Origin of the sequence: Paenarthrobacter sp. NPDC056912 (assembly GCF_042786555.1) — a bacterium.
In the GTDB taxonomy this organism is placed as follows: domain Bacteria; phylum Actinomycetota; class Actinomycetes; order Actinomycetales; family Micrococcaceae; genus Arthrobacter.
Window position 1 is genome coordinate 98,801 of record NZ_JBHUCD010000006.1, and the last position, 20,688, is coordinate 119,488.

General features: G+C 63.1%; 22 protein-coding genes and 1 tRNA gene. 16 read left to right on the top strand and 7 right to left on the bottom strand.

Annotated elements, in window-relative coordinates:
- Positions 1-49 precede the first annotated feature (49 nt).
- Positions 50-1,426, bottom strand: a complete 1,377-nt coding sequence (locus tag ACFRJ9_RS08585) for a flavin monoamine oxidase family protein (RefSeq protein ID WP_377666434.1) — start codon at positions 1,424-1,426, stop codon at positions 50-52.
- 106 nt (positions 1,427-1,532) lie between these two features.
- On the opposite strand from ACFRJ9_RS08585, the gene ACFRJ9_RS08590 reads away from it, so the two are divergent.
- Positions 1,533-2,240 (top strand): TetR/AcrR family transcriptional regulator, encoded by a 708-nt coding sequence (locus tag ACFRJ9_RS08590; protein ID WP_377666436.1) that lies wholly within the window; start codon positions 1,533-1,535, stop codon positions 2,238-2,240.
- Positions 2,241-2,267: 27 nt separating this feature from the next.
- Here the strand turns inward: ACFRJ9_RS08590 and ACFRJ9_RS08595 are convergent, their stop codons facing one another.
- Both ACFRJ9_RS08595 and ACFRJ9_RS08600 read right to left on the bottom strand, forming a co-directional pair.
- Positions 2,268-2,618 carry a hypothetical protein gene (locus ACFRJ9_RS08595; protein WP_377666438.1) on the bottom strand — a complete coding sequence of 117 codons (351 nt, stop codon included), beginning with the start codon at positions 2,616-2,618 and terminating at the stop codon, positions 2,268-2,270.
- Between the two features lie 6 nt (positions 2,619-2,624).
- Positions 2,625-3,134, bottom strand: coding sequence for a prevent-host-death protein (locus tag ACFRJ9_RS08600; RefSeq protein WP_377666440.1), 510 nt, complete (start codon positions 3,132-3,134; stop codon positions 2,625-2,627).
- Positions 3,135-3,386: 252 nt separating this feature from the next.
- Between ACFRJ9_RS08600 and ACFRJ9_RS08605 the strand changes: the two genes are divergently transcribed.
- Both ACFRJ9_RS08605 and ACFRJ9_RS08610 read left to right on the top strand, forming a co-directional pair.
- Positions 3,387-4,514 carry a mandelate racemase/muconate lactonizing enzyme family protein gene (locus tag ACFRJ9_RS08605; RefSeq protein WP_377666442.1) on the top strand — a complete coding sequence of 376 codons (1,128 nt, stop codon included), beginning with the start codon at positions 3,387-3,389 and terminating at the stop codon, positions 4,512-4,514.
- Between the two features lie 10 nt (positions 4,515-4,524).
- Positions 4,525-5,223 (top strand): FadR/GntR family transcriptional regulator, encoded by a 699-nt coding sequence (locus ACFRJ9_RS08610; protein WP_377666444.1) that lies wholly within the window; start codon positions 4,525-4,527, stop codon positions 5,221-5,223.
- 141 nt (positions 5,224-5,364) lie between these two features.
- Here the strand turns inward: ACFRJ9_RS08610 and ACFRJ9_RS08615 are convergent.
- A tRNA-Leu gene (locus ACFRJ9_RS08615) sits at positions 5,365-5,447 on the bottom strand.
- A gap of 375 nt (positions 5,448-5,822) precedes the next feature.
- Between ACFRJ9_RS08615 and ACFRJ9_RS08620 the strand changes: the two genes are divergently transcribed.
- Genes ACFRJ9_RS08620 through pknB form a run of 7 tightly spaced genes read left to right on the top strand, consistent with a single transcriptional unit; the run spans position 5,823 to position 15,380 of the window.
- Positions 5,823-6,572 carry an FhaA domain-containing protein gene (locus ACFRJ9_RS08620; protein WP_377666446.1) on the top strand — a complete coding sequence of 250 codons (750 nt, stop codon included), beginning with the start codon at positions 5,823-5,825 and terminating at the stop codon, positions 6,570-6,572.
- A 5-nt stretch (positions 6,573-6,577) separates the two neighbouring features.
- The gene (locus ACFRJ9_RS08625; RefSeq protein ID WP_377666699.1) at positions 6,578-7,057 is read left to right on the top strand and encodes an FHA domain-containing protein; all 480 of its coding nucleotides are present in this window, start codon (positions 6,578-6,580) and stop codon (positions 7,055-7,057) included.
- Positions 7,058-7,060: 3 nt separating this feature from the next.
- Positions 7,061-8,758, top strand: a complete 1,698-nt coding sequence (locus ACFRJ9_RS08630; RefSeq protein ID WP_377666448.1) for a PP2C family protein-serine/threonine phosphatase — start codon at positions 7,061-7,063, stop codon at positions 8,756-8,758.
- On the top strand, positions 8,755-10,185 hold the full coding sequence (locus tag ACFRJ9_RS08635) for an FtsW/RodA/SpoVE family cell cycle protein (RefSeq protein WP_377666450.1): 1,431 nt from the start codon (positions 8,755-8,757) through the stop codon (positions 10,183-10,185). The genes ACFRJ9_RS08630 and ACFRJ9_RS08635 overlap by 4 nt, the downstream gene beginning before the upstream one ends.
- Complete coding sequence (locus ACFRJ9_RS08640) at positions 10,182-11,639, top strand: penicillin-binding transpeptidase domain-containing protein (RefSeq protein WP_377666452.1); 1,458 nt, start codon at positions 10,182-10,184, stop codon at positions 11,637-11,639. The genes ACFRJ9_RS08635 and ACFRJ9_RS08640 overlap by 4 nt, the downstream gene beginning before the upstream one ends.
- On the top strand, positions 11,636-13,471 hold the full coding sequence (locus ACFRJ9_RS08645; protein ID WP_377666454.1) for a protein kinase: 1,836 nt from the start codon (positions 11,636-11,638) through the stop codon (positions 13,469-13,471). Before ACFRJ9_RS08640 ends, ACFRJ9_RS08645 begins: the two co-directional genes overlap by 4 nt.
- 10 nt (positions 13,472-13,481) lie before the next feature.
- Positions 13,482-15,380 (top strand): Stk1 family PASTA domain-containing Ser/Thr kinase, encoded by a 1,899-nt coding sequence (pknB, locus tag ACFRJ9_RS08650; RefSeq protein ID WP_377666456.1) that lies wholly within the window; start codon positions 13,482-13,484, stop codon positions 15,378-15,380.
- Between the two features lie 13 nt (positions 15,381-15,393).
- Here the strand turns inward: pknB and ACFRJ9_RS08655 are convergent, their stop codons facing one another.
- Genes ACFRJ9_RS08655 through ACFRJ9_RS08665 form a run of 3 tightly spaced genes read right to left on the bottom strand, consistent with a single transcriptional unit; the run spans position 15,394 to position 17,018 of the window.
- Complete coding sequence (locus tag ACFRJ9_RS08655) at positions 15,394-16,035, bottom strand: aminodeoxychorismate/anthranilate synthase component II (protein WP_377666458.1); 642 nt, start codon at positions 16,033-16,035, stop codon at positions 15,394-15,396.
- Positions 16,032-16,202 carry a hypothetical protein gene (locus tag ACFRJ9_RS08660; protein ID WP_377666460.1) on the bottom strand — a complete coding sequence of 57 codons (171 nt, stop codon included), beginning with the start codon at positions 16,200-16,202 and terminating at the stop codon, positions 16,032-16,034. The genes ACFRJ9_RS08655 and ACFRJ9_RS08660 overlap by 4 nt, the downstream gene beginning before the upstream one ends.
- Positions 16,203-16,205: 3 nt before the next feature.
- Positions 16,206-17,018 carry a class E sortase gene (locus ACFRJ9_RS08665; RefSeq protein ID WP_377666462.1) on the bottom strand — a complete coding sequence of 271 codons (813 nt, stop codon included), beginning with the start codon at positions 17,016-17,018 and terminating at the stop codon, positions 16,206-16,208.
- 170 nt (positions 17,019-17,188) lie between these two features.
- On the opposite strand from ACFRJ9_RS08665, the gene ACFRJ9_RS08670 reads away from it, so the two are divergent.
- From ACFRJ9_RS08670 to ACFRJ9_RS08695, 6 genes are all read left to right on the top strand, one after another.
- A complete protein-coding gene (locus ACFRJ9_RS08670) occupies positions 17,189-17,443 on the top strand; it encodes a cell division protein CrgA (protein ID WP_377666464.1) in 255 nt (84 codons plus the stop codon).
- A gap of 45 nt (positions 17,444-17,488) precedes the next feature.
- Positions 17,489-17,998, top strand: a complete 510-nt coding sequence (locus ACFRJ9_RS08675) for a methylated-DNA--[protein]-cysteine S-methyltransferase (protein ID WP_377666466.1) — start codon at positions 17,489-17,491, stop codon at positions 17,996-17,998.
- Positions 17,998-18,531, top strand: a complete 534-nt coding sequence (locus tag ACFRJ9_RS08680) for an RNA polymerase sigma factor (RefSeq protein WP_377666468.1) — start codon at positions 17,998-18,000, stop codon at positions 18,529-18,531. Before ACFRJ9_RS08675 ends, ACFRJ9_RS08680 begins: the two co-directional genes overlap by 1 nt.
- Positions 18,528-19,157, top strand: a complete 630-nt coding sequence (locus ACFRJ9_RS08685) for a methylated-DNA--[protein]-cysteine S-methyltransferase (protein WP_377666470.1) — start codon at positions 18,528-18,530, stop codon at positions 19,155-19,157. The genes ACFRJ9_RS08680 and ACFRJ9_RS08685 overlap by 4 nt, the downstream gene beginning before the upstream one ends.
- Positions 19,154-19,870 carry an alpha-ketoglutarate-dependent dioxygenase AlkB family protein gene (locus tag ACFRJ9_RS08690; protein WP_377666472.1) on the top strand — a complete coding sequence of 239 codons (717 nt, stop codon included), beginning with the start codon at positions 19,154-19,156 and terminating at the stop codon, positions 19,868-19,870. Before ACFRJ9_RS08685 ends, ACFRJ9_RS08690 begins: the two co-directional genes overlap by 4 nt.
- Positions 19,871-19,973: 103 nt before the next feature.
- The gene (locus tag ACFRJ9_RS08695; protein WP_377666474.1) at positions 19,974-20,576 is read left to right on the top strand and encodes a DNA-3-methyladenine glycosylase I; all 603 of its coding nucleotides are present in this window, start codon (positions 19,974-19,976) and stop codon (positions 20,574-20,576) included.
- Positions 20,577-20,688: the final 112 nt, after the last annotated feature.

Genomic DNA, 20,688 nt, shown 5'->3' on the forward strand with positions numbered 1-20,688 from the left:
GGCCGGGGATGCTGCTCCCCCGGCCTGCCGGTTGTGGTGCAAAAGTGCTCTACGCGACGGGCAAGGCACTCAGCTTGTTTGCCTCGACAATGCGGGCGGCGGTTGCCTGGCCCATGCGGACCGCGCCGTCAACGTGCTGGTAACCCTCGGCAGCAAGGTCGGACGAGGACCAGAAGATTGGTCCAACGTTTGCGTGCTGGTCCTTGCCGTAGCGGTGGAGTCCGCCGAGGTCGTAGCTGGAGGCGTACGCGCCTCGGGTCCATTCTTCGGAGCCCCAGTCGGATTCGTAGTAGACCTCGGGGGTGAGGGCCTTGTCGCCCAGGAAGCCAGCGATCGACTCCAGGATGGCCTTCTTGCGGTCTTCGGCGCTGAGCTCGAACACGGCGTCAGCCTTTTCGTCGGACACGAAGCCCACCAGGGTGCCGCGGGAATCGCCGTGGTTCGTGTTGTCGTAGACCTCTTGGACCAGCGCGCCAGCGCTGAAGCCCGTGCCGGAAAGTCCGTCTTCGCGCCAGAACGGCGTGTCATAAACGGCGTGGACCTTGATGACCAGGCCCAGCGACTGGTGCTGGTGCATCTGGTGCTGGCGGCGCGGCAGCGGCGGGTCAAACGAAACGCGCGAGTACAGGTTCGGCGGCACGGCCATGATCACGAAGCGGGCGTTCACGGTTGCCTGCTCGGAGACAACGGTCACGCCGTTGTCGTCCCATTTGATGGTGCGAACGGGGCTGTTAAGTACGACGTCGGTGCCCAACTCGGCCGCCTGCAGCAGCGAAACCTGCTGCATGCCGCCGATGACGCGCTTGTCCAGGATGAAGTCTTCGTCCGTCAGGTGGCTAAAGGACCCAGCTGAAGCGGCCATGAGGACTGCCTGCAGTGCGGAGAAGGCGTGCGCGGGCTTGGTGAGCATGCCACCGGCGATGAAGAGGCCGATGTTGTTGCAGGCTTCCTCGTCAGTGGAGTTCTCGCGGAGCCAGTGATGGAAGGAGATGGTGTCCAGCTCGCGAGCCTTGGGGTGTGCCCAGGGCTCGGTGGGGCCGATCTCGGCAGCAAGCTCATCCAGGATGGCCACGAGCTTGTCCATCTCGGCTTTGGTGGTCTCGTTCACCGGGAAGGTGTCACCGGTGTACTGCGTGCGCTTGCCGTCTGCACCGATGTAGACGGACTCGCCTTCGCGGTAGCGCGAGTACATTTTGAGGCCGAGCTCGTCCAGCAGCTCCATGAGGGCTGTCTGGTCCGGGGAAACCCACTGGCCGCCGATCTCCAGCATGGCGCCGTCAATGGTGTCGGTCCACGTACGGCCACCCACGCGGTCGCGTGCTTCGAGCACTGCGACGCTGAGTCCGGCCTTTTTCAATTCGCGTGCCGCCGTCAACCCTGACGGTCCGGCACCGACGATCACAACGTCGCGATCAAGATTCTGCATGTTGTCCTCTCCGTGGCCGTCCGTGGTGGCTGACCAGTAAATGAATGGCGTTCATTTATGTCCATAGTAGCGCTGTAGTCCGCAGCTGTGAAGGCCCGGTGGAATAATGCTGGGGACACAGGCAGCAGAAAGGCCTCCGATGCCCGCACCGACTCCCGCTCCTTCCGCGCTCCCCGCGCGCCGCCGCGCCGGACGACCGACAGCGGCGATCCTGGACCAAGACGGGATCACGACGGCGGCACTTGAGTTGATCAGCAGCAAGGGTTACGACGGACTCACCATGGCGGCGCTGGCCCGCTCCCTGGGCGTTGCGCCCTCTGCCCTGTACAACCACGTGGCCTCCAAGGATGACGTGTTGCTGCTGGTGGAGGACCACTTGGCGGCGATGGTGGACGTCTCCGCCTTCGGAGCGGAGCCGTGGGATGTTGCCGTACGCCGCTGGGCCTGGTCCTACCGGGACGTATTCTCGGAGCATACGCCGCTGATCCCCGTCATTGCAGTACTTCCAGTGGCAAATGCGCCCAAGACCCTGGCCATGTACGAGGCCGTCACCGCCGGCTTCCGCGATGCCGGGTTCCCGGAAGAGAAAATCATCTCGGCGATCGTCGCTTTGGAAGCGTTTGTGTTCGGTGCCGCTTACGACGTCACCGCGCCTGCAGACATTTTCGACGCCGGCAGCCTCGCCGAACAGGTCCCCAACTTCACGGCCGCCGTGGACCGGCTGGCTCTGGAGAATCACCCGCGCCCGACTGACATTGCTTTCAGCTTGGGGCTTGAGGCACTGATTACGGGGTTCGGGGCGCTGCGGGGGTAAGTCTGATGAGGTCGGTCGTGCGAGCGTTCAACTCTTTGTCTCGTTCGGATGACTCGTATGGACCTGCTCAAGAAAGACGACGCGACCCTCGACATAGAACCAGATGCGGGCATCGCCCTTGAGGGTGGGCTTATGCTGCCACCGCTCATGAGTAGCTCCATCACGATTTACAAGACCCAGCTCTCCGCGTAGCCGGTAGTTAGACGGCGTTATCTGCTCAGGCGTCCGGGTTAGAAAGTCCCAAGCATCCGCCAATGGGTTTCGGATCGTCGCATTCAGGTTCATCCAGCCTCGCTGCGCCTGGGTCGAGGCAAAGCGAAGTTCGTACTCACCTCTCTTGGTTGGCCGCTCAACCTTCTCGCCCTTCTCTTTCTTCACCACGCCTTAAGGGCGCACTACGGCGTCCGAGTGATCAAGCCACTCCACGCTTTCCCGACCGAGGCCGGCAGCGATTGCCGTGGCCGTCTCACGCCATGAGGTGAGCTCTGCAATCGCCAGGTGGGGTTCATGTGTGGCGAAGGATGCCCTAGCTGCCGCCAGTATTTCGTTCGCGCAGGCCTCTTGGTCGGCCGGGTTCAAGGCAAGCATCCAAGGGAACCGATCACCCATCCGGGCTGCAAGCGTTCCCTCGGTACTTGTTGATACGGCAACGAGTTGCGCGGCCAGTTCCAGCAAAGAACTACGGGCCGCATCTGCACTCGCGGACATCAAAACGAGGGATTCTCCGTCACGGCGCGTGACCTGAACGGGGTGATCTGCCGCTGCCGCGAAAACTTCAGAAGAGGAACGGCTCAGTTCAGAAGACTGGAAGGACGTCCGAGCCCTGCCGGATTCGAATGAGCTGGGAGATTTCGTGGACCGAGAAGCCTTCAGTGGTCTTGTTGCCGCATTCATGTATCCACACTAATTCAGAACGTATTCTGAATTCCATGGCTGGAACATCCCCGTGTGGGATCGGCTGACCACGCAGACAACTCTCGCCCGTGCCGACTCCCTCATGCGCACTCCGCCAAGGCGGGCTTGCCGCCGTCGTCGATTAACTGGGCGGCGACCGACAACGTGACCAGTCGCAAACTCTTGTAGTACAAGTTCAAAACTTGTATCATAAGTGGCAGGCAATGATGCCCAGCCCCCACCAGGAGAACCATGAGCCCCGTAGATCTCATCCGTCACGTCAAGCTGTCCACGGCACGTTTGCCGCTGACCGTGCCCATCAGCGACGCCAAAGTCTTCACCGGGCGCCAGAAGCCGATGACCGAAGTGGTGTTCCTGTTCGCCGAGATCACCACGGAACAGGGCCATAGCGGCATCGGCTTCAGCTACTCCAAGCGCGCCGGCGGCCCCGCACAGTATGCGCACGCCAAGGAGGTCGCCGAGGGCATCATCGGCGAGGACCCCAACGACATCGGCAAGATCTACACCAAGCTGCTCTGGGCCGGAGCCTCGGTGGGACGATCCGGCGTGGCAACGCAGGCGCTGGCCGCCATCGACATCGCGCTCTACGACCTCAAAGCCAAACGGGCCGGACTCCCCCTGGCCAAGCTGCTCGGTTCCTACCGCGACTCCGTCCAGACCTACAACACCTCTGGCGGCTTCCTCAATGCCACCCTGGAAGAGGTCAAAGCACGCGCCACCCAGTCCATCGAAGAAGGCATCGGCGGCATCAAGATCAAGGTGGGCCTGCCCGATTCCAAGGAGGACCTGCGCCGTGTGGCCGGAGTCCGTGAGCACATCGGCTGGGACGTGCCGCTCATGGTGGACGCCAACCAGCAATGGGACCGCGCCACCGCACTGCGTATGGGCCGCCAGCTCGAGGAATTCAACCTCATCTGGATCGAAGAACCTCTGGATGCCTACGACTTCGAGGGCCACGCGCACCTCGCCCAGGTCCTGGACACACCCATCGCCACGGGTGAAATGCTCGCCTCCGTCGCAGAACATAAAGGCCTCATCAACGCCAACAGCTGCGACGTCATCCAGCCGGACGCCCCCCGCGTCGGCGGCATCACCCAGTTCCTGCGCCTCGCGGCGTTGGCGGATGAGCGTGGACTGGGCCTCGCGCCGCACTTCGCCATGGAAATCCACCTCCACCTGGCCGCCGCGTACCCGCGCGAGCCGTGGGTAGAGCACTTCGACTGGCTGGACCCGTTGTTCGAGGAAAGGCTTGAGACCAAGAACGGCCGCATGATCGTTCCCGACCGTCCCGGACTAGGCGTCACACTGAGCGAGCAGGCCCGCGCCTGGACCACGGAGTCCGTGGAGTTCGGCGCGTAATCTTGAAGCCATGAGCCGAAACCTGACTGCGGACCTCGCCGCCGACCTTCGCAACCGCATCGTCGACGGCGTCATCCAACCAGGTGAGAAGCTCCCCAGCGAAAACACCCTCATCAGCGAGTTCGGGGTAAGCCGGACTGTAGTCCGCTCCGCCCTGACGCATTTGCAGGCGGAGGGTTTGGTTGAAACCGAACGCGGGCGGGGCAGTTTCGCACTGACCCCGCCCGCGGACGGTCCCACTCCGGTCCCTGGATCGCGGCCGGTTGTCAGCATGGAGGACCGCCTGCACATGCTCGACTTCCGCATTGGAGTTGAGACCGAGGCCGCATCCTTGGCCGCGCGAAACCACACGGAACGGCAGCTTAAGGCCGTTCAGGGCGCTTTGGAGCAGTTCACGGCCAACTCCGGCCACCCCGCCCACGCCATGAAGTCCGATTTCGAATTCCACCGCGCCGTCGCAGCGGCGTCAGGCAATCCCTTTTTTACCGATTGCATCGCCGCCCTGGGCCAGACCATGATCACCATGCCCCGCCAACGCCTCATCACCGGCGACGAACAAGATTCCCGCGAACGCTTCGAACAAGTGGTCCACGAACACTCCTCGATCTACCAGGCCATCGCCGACGGCGACCAAGCGGCTGCCGCAGCAGCGATGCGCCTGCACTTGAGCAACTCACGACGCCGGTTCACGGCTGCCGCGCGCGGCTGACAGTCCCTGTTGTCCGAACCCGGGCTTGTACGAATTCCCCGCTGCACAATGGCGAGGAATCCGGAGCAGGGCGGGGGTCGGGAGCCCGCTCAGGAAAAACAAAAGAGCCCCGATCCTAAGATCGGGGCTCTTTCGATTGCGTGCGCGAGGGGGGATTTGAACCCCCACACCCTTTCGGATACTGGCACCTGAAGCCAGCGCGTCTGCCGTTCCGCCACTCGCGCGCAACTTCTTTTTCAGGACTTCCACCAGTCTCCCGGTTTCGTTTCCTTCAAAAGCAGCGAGATCAAGCATAACGGACACCCCCGGCAAAACACCAATCGTGTGGCGGAGCGACCCTGCGAGGACTCCCAACCCCTCCGAACAACGGCTGAACGCCATGAGAATTTCGTACCCCGGCTCCCGCGCCAGCAAGGGCCGCGAACGAACTTTTCCGGGTCGCAGGGCGTTGTGGATTAAGGCCATTCCCAGTCAGTCCCAGTAGTATCGGGAAGTGGAAGGGCCGTTCGGCGCGTACTTCGCTGTGTGCGCAGACGGACCATCGGATGGACTATCGGACCAGGCACAGCGGGTGCCGCGGCAAGGAAAGGAGAAGGATCATGGGTTTGCTGGACAAAGTCGAGCGCGGCATTGAAAAGGCCGTCCGCAATGTCTTCTCCACGGGGTCGCGGGCACGTGTTGAGCCGGTGGAGATTGCCAGTCGCCTGCGTCGGGAATTGGACAACAAGGCGATCACCATCGCCGCCGGGCGGACGCTCGCTCCCAACGTTTTTGATGTCCTGCTCAGCGATGAGGATTTCGCCAGGGCCCAGGAATGGGGCACTCCCCTGGCCGAGGAATTGTGCGATGTCGTCATCCAGCACGTCCGCAGCCAGGGCTACACGCTCCAGGGTTCCGTCCGCATCTCGTTCCGTCGAAATGACGAAGAACGGGCCGGCCACTTCGAAATCGCTTCCCGTACCGAAAAATCGTCCGACGACGCCGCTCCCGCCCCGCAGGCTCCCCGGGCCCACGTTCCGGCAGCCCCGGCACGGCAGCCCACCCGCCTCCAGCCCGTCCTGGACATCGGAGGCCAACGCTATTCCCTCAACGCCCAGTCCGTGGTGCTGGGCCGATCCTCGGAAGCGGACATCCTGGTGGATGACACCGGGGTCTCCCGTAAGCACCTTGAGATCCGAACCCAACACGGCAGCACCTGGGCCGTGGACCTTGGTTCCACCAACGGCAGCTATGTGAACGGACACAAGGTAGACGGCAGCGTGGAGCTCACCGACGGCTCAACCATCACGATGGGACGTACCAAGATCATTTTCCGCCTCCTCCCCCAAACACCGGGTGGCCACGCGTGAACGACATCAGCGAACTGACCATCACTGCTCTTCGCTTCGGGTTCCTCCTGTTGCTATGGGTACTGATCTTCAGCATCGTGTCCACCATGCGCCGCGATCTCCAGATCGGCCGCAAGGCAGTCACCGGCACTCCCACGGCACGCGAAGTCCGCAAGCACCCGGAACTGGCCGCTTCGCCCCCGCCCGCCATCCAGCATGCACGCACCCTGGTGGTCACCGAGGGCCCACTCAAGGGCACCACAGTGCCCCTGGCCGCGAGCCCCATCCTGATGGGACGCGCCCAGGAAGCCACGTTGGTCTTGGAAGACGACTATGCCTCCGGTCGTCACGCGCGCCTGTTCCCGCAGGGAAGCCGCTGGTTCATTGAGGACCTCGGCTCCACCAACGGCACTTATTTGGCCGATCAACAGCTCACCCGTGCATTGCCGGTTGAGCTTGGCGTCCCCGTGAGAATCGGCAAGACGGTCATTGAATTGAGGCCGTAGTCCATGGCCTCTTCCGAGACCCCCGAACGCAAGGAAACTACCGCGGAGCGCCCGCTCATCATGCGCTACGCTGCACGTTCCGACGTCGGCCGGATCCGCTCCAAGAATGACGACTCCGCGTACGTGGGCCGCCATCTAGCGGTCGTGGCCGATGGCATGGGTGGTCACGCGGGCGGCGATGTCGCCTCCGCTTCAACGGTCCTGGACATGATCCATCTGGACCATGACGACTACCCGGAGGGCGCTGAAACGGTCCTCGCTGACGAGATCCAGACCGCCAATTCGCTGCTTTCCGAACTTGTGCACCAGAATCCAAAGCTTTCCGGCATGGGAACCACGGTTACCGCGCTGCTCCTCGAGGGCCGGAAACTGCACTTCGCCCACATTGGCGACTCCCGTGCGTACCGCCTGCGGAACAAGACGTTCGAGCAGGTCAGCATTGACCACACTTTCGTCCAGCGGCTCATCGACGAGGGCCGCCTACGGCCCGAAGAAGCCGAAACACATCCCCACAAGAATGTCCTGATGCGGGTCCTCGGCGACGTCGATGCCAGCCCTGAGTTGGACTTGGACGTCCTTGCAGTGGAGCCCGGCGAACGCTGGCTGCTGTGCTCGGATGGCCTCAACTACGTAGCGGGCCACGTCGTGGAGCGCACGGTCCGTGAAACCAAGGACCTTCGCGAGTGCGTGGAGATCCTGGTGGACCTGACGCTGGAAGCCGGCGCCCCGGACAATGTCACGGTCGTGATGCTGGAGATTACCGAGGAAACGGGCGACGACGTCAACACGGCCGCCGTCGACGTCGTTCCGGCCGCGGCGCTTGATGCGGTTGGTGAGTCCGACGCCGTCACAGCCACCAAGTCCCCTGACGCACCTTCCACACCAAAATCGGCAGAGAACGCCCAATCCGAAGCTACGGCTAAGGCTGCACGGCTGGCCGACGCGGGCTCTTCGTTCAGCACCGGTGATCCCACTGGCGGAGAAGACGCGCCCGCGGAGACGCCCGGTTCTGCCACGGGGTCCCATGAACCTCCCGCAACCACGGACCCGCACCTTGGCGAGCATCTTTCGGCAGAAGTCCTGCGAGAGGAGCTGGCCAGCCGCCCGCATGAACTTGTTGGCGCCGCAGCCACCGCAGCTGAGACCGGTTCCATTCCCACCGTTGCCGGCCGCACGGTGGCACGCCGGGCCGCTACGGTGCTCACCCACAAAGCGGAACAAGACCGTGTGGAAATCGAGGAACCGGCAAGGCGCCGCGTCCGTTGGCTCATGCCTGCCGTGGCAGCGGTAGTGGTCCTCGGCGTCGTCGTAGGTCTGTGGCTTGGCTACGCCTGGACGCAAACCCGTTACTACGTGGGCGAGTACGACCAGAGGGTCGCCATCTTCAACGGCATCTCACAGAGGCTTGGCCCCATTCAGCTTTCCCGGCTCGAAGCCGTGACCGACGTCAGGGTGGACTCATTGCCGGAATACGGCCAGCAGAGTGTTCGCCAGACCGTCCCGGCCGGCGACCTCGACGACGCCCAGCGCATTGTTGAGAACCTGAAGAACACCGGCAGCGCCTCGGCCAACTGCCCCAGCACGTCCGCCAAGCCCACGCCGACGCCGTCTGCGACGACCAGCGCGGCCGTACCGAGCACGGCGGCCATTGCCACCCCCAGCCCTTCGCCCGTCCCGACTCCCTGTGAGGCGGCCAAATGATCCAGACTGAGCTTGTTCCCAAGCCCCGCCGCAACGTTGAGCTGCTGCTCATCGTGCTTGCCCTCGCCGTAGGCATCGGCGCAAGTGCCCTGGTGAGCATTAACTCCGACGTCGGACTGGACAGTGACTTCTGGTTCCAGTCGAGCCTGCTCGCCTTGGCCGCGTTCGCGTTCCATATGGTCCTCAGGCTCCGCGCAAAGTATGCCGATCCGGTAATACTTCCTATTGTCGTTGCCTTGAACGGACTCGGGCTCGCGCTGATCCACAGGATGGACGGCCCTGGGGACGATACGGGCAACAACCAGCTCCGCTGGACGGTCATCGCCATGGCCGTGTCCATTGCTGTGATCTGGTTCCTCAAGGACCACCGAATCCTGCGCCGGTTCACCTATATTTCCTTGGCTGCAAGTGCCTTCCTGTTGCTTCTTCCCTTGATCCCCGGCATTTCTGCCGGCGAGATCCTGGGAGCGCGCGTGTGGATCCGCGTGGGTCCCATGACGTTCCAGCCAGGCGAGATCGCCAAGATCACGCTGGCCATATTCTTCGCCGGGTATCTTTCCTCCAACCGGGACCTCATCCTGCTCGCAGGAAGGAAGATCGGCCCCATGCAGTTCCCGCGGTTCAAGGACCTCGGGCCAATGATCACCGCGTGGTTGGTCAGCATCGGCGTCCTGGTCTTCCAGCGCGACCTTGGCTCCTCGATCCTCTTCTTCGGCCTGTTCATCGTGATGATCTACGTGGCTACCAGCCGTATTTCCTGGGTTGTCATTGGTGTGGCATTGATCCTGGGCGGCGGTTTCATCGCATCCAAGATCTTCTCTCACGTCGCTTTCCGAATCGACAGCTGGATCAACGCCTTCACCCCGGAGGTTTTCGGCCGTTCCCCCGGCGGCAGCGGGCAGATCGTGCAGGGTTTGTTCGGCATGGCTGACGGCGGGTTGGTTGGCACAGGACTGGGCCAAGGCCGTCCGGACCTGGTGCCCTTCGCCAACAGCGACATGATCGTGGCGCTTATCGGTGAAGAGCTGGGCCTGATTGGCCTGTTTGCCGTAGTGATGCTCTACTTGCTGCTCTTCACCCGAGGTTTCCGGGCAGCCCTGGGAACCCGTGATGCGTTCGGCAAGCTACTGGCTTGCGGATTGTCCTTCGCGATTGCCCTGCAGTGCTTCGTAGTCATCGGTGGCGTCACCAGGCTCATCCCCTTGACCGGCCTGACAACGCCGTTCTTGGCAGCCGGTGGTTCATCGCTCTTGGCCAACTGGATAATCGTCGGCCTGCTGCTCATGATCTCCAATACCGCCCGCGGACCGGTTGACACCACTCCCATGGTCAACAAACCCCCTGCGAGCAGCAGCACGCCCGGAAACCGTAAACCGGCCACAGGACAAACACCCAGCGCACCAACAGAGGCGGTGAAGCAACAATGAACCAGGCTATTCGCAGTTCCTGGATGGCTGCCGTCGCCATGTTTGCGTTGATCTTCGGCGCCATCAGCTATGTCCAGGTCATTGGCGCTGACGACCTCAATGACAACCCGTGGAACCAGCGCGCCATCCTGGCCTCGTTCTGCAACGACCGCGGACCGATTGTTGTTGGCGGCAAGCCGGTGGCGGAATCCGTGCCGGGAACCGAGTCATGTGCCTTCCAGCGCAAGTACAACCAGCCGGAGCTCTATGCCGGCATTACCGGCTATTTCTCAAAGGGTTTCGGTTCAACCGGCTTGGAACAGTCAATGGGCGATACCCTCGCGGGCAACTCGGACCAGCTGTTCCTTGATCGAGTAAGCCAGATGTTCCTGGGCAACGAGCCCAAGGGTGCGTCAGTGGAACTGACCTTGGATCCCGCCATCCAGCAGTTGGCCTTCGATCTCATCCCGGACGGCCAGCGCGGCTCCATCGTCGTGACCAACCCGAGGACGGGCGCCGTCCTGGCTATGGTGTCCAAGCCGTCCTACGATCCCAACCTGATCGCCACGCATGACACCGCCGCCGCGCAGGCAAACTACGCGGCGCTGAACCAGGTCCCGGGCATCAACCTGAACCAGAACGTCAGCGGCCCCACTGGCAACCTGCTGTCCCCGGGGTCTGTTTTCAAGTTGATCGACACTGCGGCTGCCTTGAACTCCGGCAAGTACAACAAGGACAGCGAGCTGCCGAACCCCAGCAGCCTGCCGTTGCCCGGATCCAGTGCGAGCCTGCCGAACTATGCCGGCGGTAACTGCAACGTGCGCGAAACGGCCACGTTCGTCTTTGCATTGGAACAGTCCTGTAATACCCCCTTCGCGAGCATTGCCCTTGACCTGGGCCAGGACGCCATTCGGCAACAGGCCGAAAAGTTTGGCTTCGGCGACACCTTCGGCGATCAGCTCAAGCTCCAGCAGGCCATCAGCGTCTTCCCGGAGGATCTCGACCAAGCCCAGTTGGCCCAGTCCGCTGTTGGCCAGCGCGACGTCAAGGCCACCCCGCTGCAGATCAACCTCATGACGGCGGCCATCGCCAACGGGGGCGTGCAGATGAAGCCGAACCTGGTCAAGGCGGTTCGGGCACCCGACCTCCGCGTCATCAGCGAATTCAAGTCCGAGGCACTCCGCACCAGCACCACGCAGCCCATCGCCAGCCAGATCACCGAATGGATGACCAGCGCTGTCGATAACGGCATTGCCAACGGCGCTGCAGTTCCGGGCGTGAAGGTGGCCGGAAAGACCGGCACCGCCGAACTCGGCGATTCAGGTTTGAACAACTCATGGTTTACCGGGTTCGCCCCGGCGAACGACCCGCAAGTGGCCGTCACCATCGTCATGGAAGGTGTGGACGTGACCACCGGCGCCAAGCTAACCAGTCCGAACGCAAAGAAGATTTTTGAGGCGGTGTTGAATAAGTGAGGCCTACTTCAGGAATCACACTCGGCGGCAGGTTCCAGCTGACCAGTCGCATTGCGATTGGCGGCATGGGCGAGGTCTGGAAGGCCAAGGACCAAATCCTGGGCCGGATCGTAGCCATCAAGGTGCTCAAGGAGGAATACACGGGGGACCCCGGTTTCCTTCAGCGCTTCCGTGCCGAGGCCAGGCACACTGCCCTGCTCAACCACGTCGGCATCGCCAATGTCTTCGATTACGGCGAGGAAGCCGGCTCGGCCTACTTGGTCATGGAACTTGTGCCGGGTCATCCGCTGAGCGGGATCCTTGAGCGCGAGCAGGTCCTGTCTCCGGACATGACACTGTCCATCATCGCCCAAACGGCCCGCGCCCTTGCCGTTGCCCACGCCCAGGGCCTTGTCCACCGCGACATCAAGCCGGGCAACCTGCTGATCACGCCGGACAACCGCGTCAAGGTCACGGACTTCGGTATTGCCCGCCTCGCTGACCAGGTTCCGCTGACCCAGACCGGCCAGGTCATGGGTACGGCCCAATACCTGGCTCCTGAGCAAGCTACTGGCCAGACTGCCACGGGTTCCTCTGACATCTACTCCTTGGGCGTCATCGGCTATGAGTGCCTCACGGGACACCGTCCGTTCTCGGGCGAATCGCAAATCGCGATTGCCCTCGCCCAGGTCAATGATGCTCCGCCGCCGCTGCCGGAAACGCTGCCCACGCCCGTTCGTGCGCTGCTGATGTCCATGTTGGCCAAGGATCCCAAGAACCGTCCGGCCAACGCCATCAAACTGGCTGAAGCCGCCGAGGCCATCCGCAACGGCGACATCGCCACGGCACACGCTGCCGTACCCGGAATGCTGCTGTTCGAGGGCACCACCGGACCCATCACGGCGCCGGTCAACACGGCAACGGCGCCCACCGGCGTCGTTACCTCGCCTTTCGGCAAGGAACAGTCGACGACGGCGACCTCCGCGCTCCCGGTGCTTGGTGCCGGTGCGGTCGGGGCTGCTGCAGGGGCTGCTGCGGCTTCCGCTGACAACCCCCTGACGCGCGCCAACGCCCTCGAGGCCGAACGGCAACTGAACGACGACGAAGAAGTGGCCTACGGCGACGACGAAAACTTCGACGACCCGGAACCGGAACGCAAGAAGCGCAGCCCGTGGACCTGGCCGCTGGTTGCCTTGATCCTTCTGGTCCTGTTCGCGTTGGTTGGTTTCCTGATATCGCAGTCGGGATTCTTCTCTCCGAGTCCCAGCCCGAGCCAGTCCACCTCCGCCAGTCCCAGCCGGACGGCCAGCCCTACTTCCTCGGCGCCTACTCCAACACCGACGCCTACTTCCGAGGCACCGTCTCCCACTCAGTCGACTCCGCAGAAGATCAACCTCATTCCGGAGCAGTATCTCGGACAGCAGTTTGAGACTGTCCGCGCTGCGTTGACCGGCATGGGTCTGGGCGTCAGCGGTGAGCAGGTATTCGATTCCTCGCCGGTGGGAACAGTGACAAACCTCGACCCGACCGGTGCCGTCGATCCCGGCCAGCTGATCACGGTCCAATACTCCAAGGGCCCTGAGATGGTTGCTGTGCCCAGCATCGGAGTCGGTCTTCCCGAAGACCAGGTCCGCGGCCTCATCGAAGCTGCCGGTCTTCGCTGGGTGGCGGGGGATCCCGTGAACGGCAGCGTGAGCCAGCCCGCGGGTACGTTCGTCAGGTCCGAGCCAGCCGCAGGAACCAAGGTTGAAGCCGGCTCCGTAGTCACTTACCACCTGTCCAGGGCCGTTGTTCCCACCAACCCCGGATCGCCGAGCTCCAGCCCCAGCGGCACTGGCAGCCCGAACAACTAAGTAAGAAACCATGTCCACGCCACGGCCCGGTCCCGCGCATCGAGAGGAGAGCACACCTGTGTCTTCACAGCGCATCCTCAATGCTCGTTACGAACTCGGTGAGTTGATCGGCCGCGGCGGCATGGCAGACGTCTACCGCGGAACGGACACCCTCCTGGGCCGGACCGTCGCCGTCAAGGTGCTGCGCGCGGACCTTGCCCGCGATCCCCAGTTCCAGGCGCGTTTCAAGCGCGAAGCCCAAGCGGTGGCAGCCTTGAACCACCCGTCCATTGTGGCCATCTTCGATACCGGCGAATATTCCGTGCCCGGTGGTCCGGGCGAGGACGTGCGGGTCCCGTACATCGTCATGGAGTTTGTGGCAGGACGGACCCTTCGGGACATGATCAAGGCCAATGAGCTTGGCGTTGAAGATTCCATCGGTTACACCCTCGGTGTCCTGGCCGCCCTTGAGTACAGCCACCGCGCCGGCATCGTCCACCGGGACATCAAGCCGGCCAACGTCATGGTCTGCGCCGACACCGGGGACGTCAAGGTCATGGACTTTGGCATAGCACGTGCCATGGCCGATTCCGCTGCCACCATGACGCAAACGCAGGCCGTGGTGGGCACCGCGCAGTACCTTTCACCTGAGCAGGCCCGAGGCGAAACAGTGGATGCGCGCAGCGACCTCTACTCTGCCGGTTGCCTCCTGTACGAGCTTCTGACCAGCCGGCCCCCGTTCGTGGGAGACAGCCCCGTGTCGGTTGCCTACCAGCATGTCCGTGAAACCCCGGACCTTCCCAGCGCCCACAACCCGGCCGTTTCAGAGGCCTTGGATACTGTCTTGGCCAAGGCACTGCAGAAGAGCCGAACGGACCGCTTCCAGGACGCTGCGGCCTTCCGCCGGGCACTCCGGGCAGCCAGCAACGGCATTCCCGTGCCTGCACTGCCTTCCAGCGAGGCCCCCACCGATCCCAACGACCTCGTGGAGTCCGAGGACCCGGCAACGCAGCTCTTGAGCTCTACGGCCGTGGGACTCCTGGACGCCGGGCAATTCAAGGACGAGCCGTACGACGACCACCCGGAAGAGCCTCTTCCGCTGGACCTCCCACCGGAACGCGAGCGGACAGCGGGGCAGAACTCCCGGCGTCGTGCTTGGGCCGCAACGCTGGTCATCTTCACGCTGCTGGTGCTCGCAGGCGGTGGCTTCTGGCTCTACAGCCTCATGAACATGCAGCCGCCGCCACCCGAGAAGATCGCCGTGCCCACGGTGTCCAACATGTCCGAATCCCAGGCCATCCAGGAACTGTATTCGGCGAAGCTGGTGCCCAAGACGGTGCGGGCTCCCAACGACACCATTGCCAAGGACATGGCAATCGGTACCTCTCCGAGCGCGGGCTCAATGCTTGAGCAAGACACCGAAGTTGTCCTGAATATCTCCAGCGGTCCCAGCTCCGTGACCATTCCTGCGGACATCGTGGGCCGGACGGAAGCGGACGCCCGCGATGTCCTGCGCCGCTTGGGGATCACTGGGGACATCGTCACTACCCGGACCCACAACCCCACCGTTCCCATCGGTTTGGTCATCAACACGGGCCCGGCGCCGGGTGGACCCATCGCCACCAGCACCAAGGTGGAGTTGCAGGTCTCCTCGGGCAAGGTACTCATGCCGCAGCTGATCGGACTGGCGCAGAGCGAGGCCGAAGCACTCCTGAAGACGAACGGCCTCACCATGGTTGTCGTAGAGCAGGAAAACTCCCAGGTGGCGCCCGGCAAGGTCACGGCCCAGAGCGAGGCCGTCAACGCCGAATTGGATCAGGGCAAGGCAGTCACGGTGACAGTAGCCAAGGCTCCCGTGGTCCCCACGCCCACGCCTACTCCCACGTCATCAGAGACTCCCAGCACCAAGCCCACTACCCCCAAGAAGTAGCGGCCGACGCAGGCTAGTGCTTGATCAACGGGCTCAGCTTGGACGCACGTTCTGCAGCCCCGGTCATTCCGAGGGACTCCAACCAGTTTCCGAGCATCTGGTACCCACCTTCGGTGAGGACTGACTCCGGATGGAACTGGACGCCGCAAAGGGGCGCGGTCCGGTGCTGCAGGCCCATCACCACGCCGTTGGTGGTCTCGGCCGTGATCTCCAGGACGTCCGGGATGGAGTCCCGGACCGCCGCGAGTGAGTGGTACCGGGTTGCCGTGACAGGCGAGGGGAGGCCCGCAAAGACGCTCTTGCCGTCGTGCTGGACCGGGGAGGTCTTGCCGTGCATGAGTTCCGGTGCGTGGGTCACTACGCCGCCATAGGCCTCGGCAAGGGCCTGGTGTCCCAGGCAGACGCCGAACATTGGCTTGGAGTTCTCTCCACACCATTTGATGAGCTCGATGCAGACACCGGCCTCCGCCGGGGTACCTGGACCAGGTGAGACCAGGACGCCGTCGCGGGTTGCTGCGAGTTCGGTGGCTTCGGCGAGCGTCACGTCGTCGTTGCGGACCACGGTTGTCTCGGCGCCAAGTTCCTGCAGGTATCCCACCAGCGTGTAGACGAAGCTGTCGTAGTTATCCACTACAAGAATTTTTGTTGTGCTCATGGTTGCTGCACTGAACCAATCGTTGAGTCGGTCAAAGTGGTGAATTGGGAAAACCAGGGGAAGAGGAACTGCACCATCAGGACAAGCACCACTCCCACAAGGACCAGGGCGGTCAGGATCCGCACCCAGAGCGGGCCGGGCAAGCTACGGAAGATCCATGCGTACATCCTTTACCCCTTTCCCCGGGCTTGGGCTACTTGGGTGGCAATTTCCGACGGCGGTCCAGCGGAGGCAGGTTGCCAACTCTCCAGGATCGAGTAGGCAATGATGCGTTCCTGTGACCCGAAACGTGGGTTGCAGCTGGTCATGGTGAGGATGCTTTCCTTGGGACTGGCTCCCGGTTGGGTGGGAACAGGCAGCAAAACGTCGGTGCGGTCCGGAAGGACAATCTGGTTGTTCCGGAACACGTAGGTGTAATAGCCATCCGCCGTCTGGACGTAGATCTTGTCACCCGGGACCAGCGTGTGGATGCTATCCAGGACGGCGCCGTGTGTTTGCCTGTGGCCCGCCACGGCGAAGTTTCCGGTCGCCCCCGGCATGCTGGTGCTCCCGTAATGGCCCAGGCCAAGGGTGTCCAGGACGTCCGAGCCGGTGCCCTCAATGATGGGTCGGGTGTAGTCGGACCCGAACCGGGGGATGTACATGATCCCGATCATGCCGCCGTTGCCCGGGGCTGTCCCTACCGCGGGTTGGCCGTAGTCAGCGGGGCCGGCGGGCGCAGCGGGAGTGACGGGGCCCGTAAATTCCTGGGCGAAGCTCTGCACGGCTTCTGTTTGCTTGGCATCGGCTTCGACATTGGTCCACCAGAGTTCCCAGCCAACAAACAAGAGCAGGACGATTCCTGCGGTGATGAGGAGTTCACCAAGGATCTGGCTGATTTTGCGGATGATGTCCGAGGCCCGGAGCCGCTTGCGGGGGCGCTTCTGCTGCCCTTGGCGGGCGGACGGCACGGCAGTGGCGGCCGTCGTCTGCTGGTGCGCCACAGGTCTCCTCGTATCGGACGCGGGCGGCACAGGCTGACCCCGGGTTACGGCTAGACTTGACAGCTAGAACCAACCCGGAACGTCGCGTGGCCGTTAACCGCTGGAAATTTCTTCCTGCAGGATATCAAGGCTGACAGGAACGGGTATCAACCGAACAGCCAGGAGGATCCGTGCCCGAGTCCAAGCCCCGCAAGCGGCCTGCCCGTCAGGCCCAGCAGACTTCCGCAGCACAGCAGTACAAGCCGAACCCGGTCTGGTACAAGGCAGTCATGTTCGGCCTGATGATTGTGGGCCTGGTCTGGATCATCACGTTCTACATCACCGAGGGCCGCTTCCCCGTCCAGGATTGGGCTTCGTGGAACATCGTGGCCGGCTTCGGCATTGCGATTGTCGGTTTCCTCATGACTACCCGCTGGCGCTCCTAGGAATTCCGCACCTCACATTTCCGTGGCCGTGGACGTCTACAGGATATGAACACCAGGCACACCACCTTGGAGTCCCCGTTGGGGCAGTTGACGTTGACTGCGCGCGGGGAGTTTTTGACGGGCATCTTCTATGAGGGCCACTGGCATATGCCTCCGGCCGATTACTTCGGTGTCCCCGTGGAAATCGAGGATCCGGTCTTCTCAATGACCCGTCATGAATTGGATGAATACCTCGACGGCACAAGAACAGTCTTCGAGGTTCCGTTCGAGGCACGCGGAAACGCCTTCCAGGAAAAGGTCTGGGAGCGGCTCCAGCACATTCCCTTCGGAGAAACCATCACCTACGGGGAGCTGGCCTCGGAGCTTGGCGATCCCCATCTGGCCCAAGCTGTTGGATCCGCGGTTGGACGCAACCCCTTGAGCATCATCATCCCGTGCCACCGCGTAGTGGGGAGCAAAGGGCAACTCACCGGCTACGCTGGCGGCCTCCGAAACAAGCGTTTCCTCCTGGATCTCGAGGAACCCGCAACTGTTAGAGAGGGCAAACTCTTCTGATGGAGCCCAGGCAGCCGCCAGAGCCCAAGAAACCCTTCGAGACCGTGGTCCAGGAACAGGGGGCTACTGTTCTTCGTGTGTGCCGCGCTGTCCTTGGCGTGCACGAGGCCGACGACGCTTGGTCCGAAACCTTCCTGGCAGCGCTTCAGGCCTATCCCGAGCTCCCCATCGGAGCCAATGTCGAAGCGTGGCTCGTCACCATCGCCCACCGCAAATGCATCGACCATCTGCGTGCAGGAAACCGTCGCGCGCTGCCCGTCGAACAGCCGCCTGAGCAGCCTTCCCGCCTTGGCATTCCGGGCGACGGGCACGCCGAACTGTTCGACGCCGTCGGGCACCTCCCGCCGAAACAGCGCCAAGCCGTGGCGTACCACTACATCGCAGGGCTTCCGTACAAGGATGTAGCAGCCCTGCTGGGCGGCACTCCCGAAGCCGCCCGGCGCGCCGGAGCGGACGGCGTGAAGGCCCTCCGCATTGCGCTGGCCGAGCTTCCAACGCTGGTTCATTCAGCTTCGAAAGGAGAAATCCGATGACCCTTGAACTCAGCCCCGACCACGCCGAGGTCGCCTTGCTCCTGCATCCCCTCGACGCCGGCATGGAGCCCGCCCTTGCCAGCCTCCACGCCCGGTTGGCCCGCGACGCACAGCTGACCCATGCCATGGACATTGCCTACAGGGTGGTGGACTCGCCAGTGGGGAAGCTCCTGTTGGCCGCCTCGGATCGCGGAATCCTTCGTGTCGCCTTCGAACTCGAGGACCACGGCCAGGTCCTGCAGCGCCTTGCGGACACCGTCAGCCCACGCATCCTTCAGGCACCGGCACGACTCGACGACGCCGCCCGTGAATTGGATGAGTACTTTGCCGGCACCAGGAGGGAGTTCGACCTCCTCTTGGATCTCCGTTTGTCCCGCGGGTTCCGGTTGAACGTCCTGCGCCACCTGCCCCGGATCGCCTACGGCCACACCGAAAGCTATGCGCAAGTAGCCCAAGCGGCTGGCAGTCCCAATGCCGTGCGCGCTGTGGGCACCGCGTGCGCCACCAACCCGCTGCCCGTCATCGTGCCCTGCCACCGCGTGGTCAAGTCCGACGGCAGCTTCGGGGGCTACCTTGGCGGCGCCGATGCCAAACGGACCTTGCTCGAACTGGAGACGGTGGCGTGACCGAGGACGGCCTGTTCCCTCTGGAGCTGGTCCAACCCGAAACCCACGACTCCGGACCACGCCTGATTTCCCCGGGCGCCGTCCATGTGCCTGGCTGGCTCACCGAAGAGCAGCAACGCTGGATAGTGCGGCGCTTTGGCGAATGGACCCACGGTCCTGTTCCCCTGCGTGCGGCCACGCTTCCAGGTGGCCACCAGATGTCCGTGCGCACCGTGTGCCTGGGCTGGCACTGGCAGCCCTACAAGTACACACGGGAGGCCACTGACGTCAACGGCCGCCCCGTTCTCGACTTTCCCGACTGGATGGTGCGGCTCGGGCGGAAGGCAGTTGCAGCCGTCTACTCGTCCGGCGGGGAGGGCGGTGGCCCGGGGCCCGACAGCGCCCACGATTACACGCCCGACGCCGCCTTGGTGAATTTCTACGATGACGGCGCCGCCATGGGAATGCATCAGGACAAGGACGAACGCTCCAACGCGCCCGTAGTCTCCCTCAGTATTGGCGAAACGTGCATCTTCCGCTTCGGAAACACCCGGACGCGCACCAAACCGTACACGGATGTTGAATTGCGCTCAGGAGACCTCTTCGTTTTCGGCGGGCCGTCCCGCTTCGCCTATCACGGCATCCCCAAGGTCCTCGCGGGAACGGCGCCGGAGGGATGCGGCTTGTCCCACGGACGGATCAACATCACCATGCGTGTCACTGGATTGTCGTGAGGCCGGGTGCCCGGTGCTTGAATGTCACTGGTACCGGGCAGAATATCCACAGAAGGCAACTAATGGCCTGTGTCCCTGGTGGCGCGGCCTCGGAGGAGCGTGCATGACCCCGGCAGAGAACGGCACCATCATTGGCGAGGACGGCCTGGCCCGTCCTTCGTGGGCTGCCTCGGACCCGCTCATGCAGGGCTACTACGATCACGAGTGGGGTATGCCCGTCCGCGATGAACAGGGCCTGTACGAGCGCATCAGTTTGGAGGCGTTCCAAGCGGGTCTCTCCTGGGCCACCATCCTTCGAAAGCGCGAAGCCTTCCGGAGCGCGTTCTTGGACTTCCACCCGGAAAGCGTTGCGGCCTTCACCGAGTCCGACGTCGAACGACTCATGTTGGATGCCGGGATTGTGCGCAACCGGCTCAAGATCCTTGCCGCCATCACCAATGCCAAAGCCACCATCGCCTTGCGTGAGGAAGGCGGGCTGGTGGACTTCGTCTGGTCGTTCAAACCGGAATCTACCCCCGCGCCACGCAGCTTGGCCGACATCCCCACCACGTCCGATGAATCCATCGCCTTATCCAAGGCACTCCGGAAGAAGGGCTTTGCTTTCGTCGGCCCCACCACCATGTATGCGCTCATGGAAGCCATAGGGATCATCGATACCCACCTGCTGGACAGCCACCGGCGCGGGACGTCAGGTATCTGGACCTAGGGGCTCGGAGGGCCGCTCACCGAGCGAAGATCCGCTGATAGTCCACAGATCTTGTCCACAGAAGTGCGTAACTTTATCCACAGGCGTGGATAACTTCTGTGGACATCCACGT

Bases quoted from the DNA above. Each gene is read 5' to 3' on its own strand.
- ACFRJ9_RS08585 (WP_377666434.1), bottom strand. From the start codon at position 1,426: ATGCAGAATCTTGATCGCGACGTTGTGATCGTCGGTGCCGGACCGTCA.
- ACFRJ9_RS08590 (WP_377666436.1), top strand. From the start codon at position 1,533: ATGCTGGGGACACAGGCAGCAGAAAGGCCTCCGATGCCCGCACCGACT.
- ACFRJ9_RS08600 (WP_377666440.1), bottom strand. From the start codon at position 3,134: ATGAATGCGGCAACAAGACCACTGAAGGCTTCTCGGTCCACGAAATCT.
- ACFRJ9_RS08605 (WP_377666442.1), top strand. From the start codon at position 3,387: ATGAGCCCCGTAGATCTCATCCGTCACGTCAAGCTGTCCACGGCACGT.
- ACFRJ9_RS08610 (WP_377666444.1), top strand. From the start codon at position 4,525: ATGAGCCGAAACCTGACTGCGGACCTCGCCGCCGACCTTCGCAACCGC.
- ACFRJ9_RS08620 (WP_377666446.1), top strand. From the start codon at position 5,823: ATGGGTTTGCTGGACAAAGTCGAGCGCGGCATTGAAAAGGCCGTCCGC.
- ACFRJ9_RS08630 (WP_377666448.1), top strand. From the start codon at position 7,061: ATGGCCTCTTCCGAGACCCCCGAACGCAAGGAAACTACCGCGGAGCGC.
- ACFRJ9_RS08635 (WP_377666450.1), top strand. From the start codon at position 8,755: ATGATCCAGACTGAGCTTGTTCCCAAGCCCCGCCGCAACGTTGAGCTG.
- ACFRJ9_RS08640 (WP_377666452.1), top strand. From the start codon at position 10,182: ATGAACCAGGCTATTCGCAGTTCCTGGATGGCTGCCGTCGCCATGTTT.
- pknB (WP_377666456.1), top strand. From the start codon at position 13,482: ATGTCCACGCCACGGCCCGGTCCCGCGCATCGAGAGGAGAGCACACCT.
- ACFRJ9_RS08655 (WP_377666458.1), bottom strand. From the start codon at position 16,035: ATGAGCACAACAAAAATTCTTGTAGTGGATAACTACGACAGCTTCGTC.
- ACFRJ9_RS08660 (WP_377666460.1), bottom strand. From the start codon at position 16,202: ATGTACGCATGGATCTTCCGTAGCTTGCCCGGCCCGCTCTGGGTGCGG.
- ACFRJ9_RS08675 (WP_377666466.1), top strand. From the start codon at position 17,489: ATGAACACCAGGCACACCACCTTGGAGTCCCCGTTGGGGCAGTTGACG.
- ACFRJ9_RS08680 (WP_377666468.1), top strand. From the start codon at position 17,998: ATGGAGCCCAGGCAGCCGCCAGAGCCCAAGAAACCCTTCGAGACCGTG.
- ACFRJ9_RS08685 (WP_377666470.1), top strand. From the start codon at position 18,528: ATGACCCTTGAACTCAGCCCCGACCACGCCGAGGTCGCCTTGCTCCTG.
- ACFRJ9_RS08695 (WP_377666474.1), top strand. From the start codon at position 19,974: ATGACCCCGGCAGAGAACGGCACCATCATTGGCGAGGACGGCCTGGCC.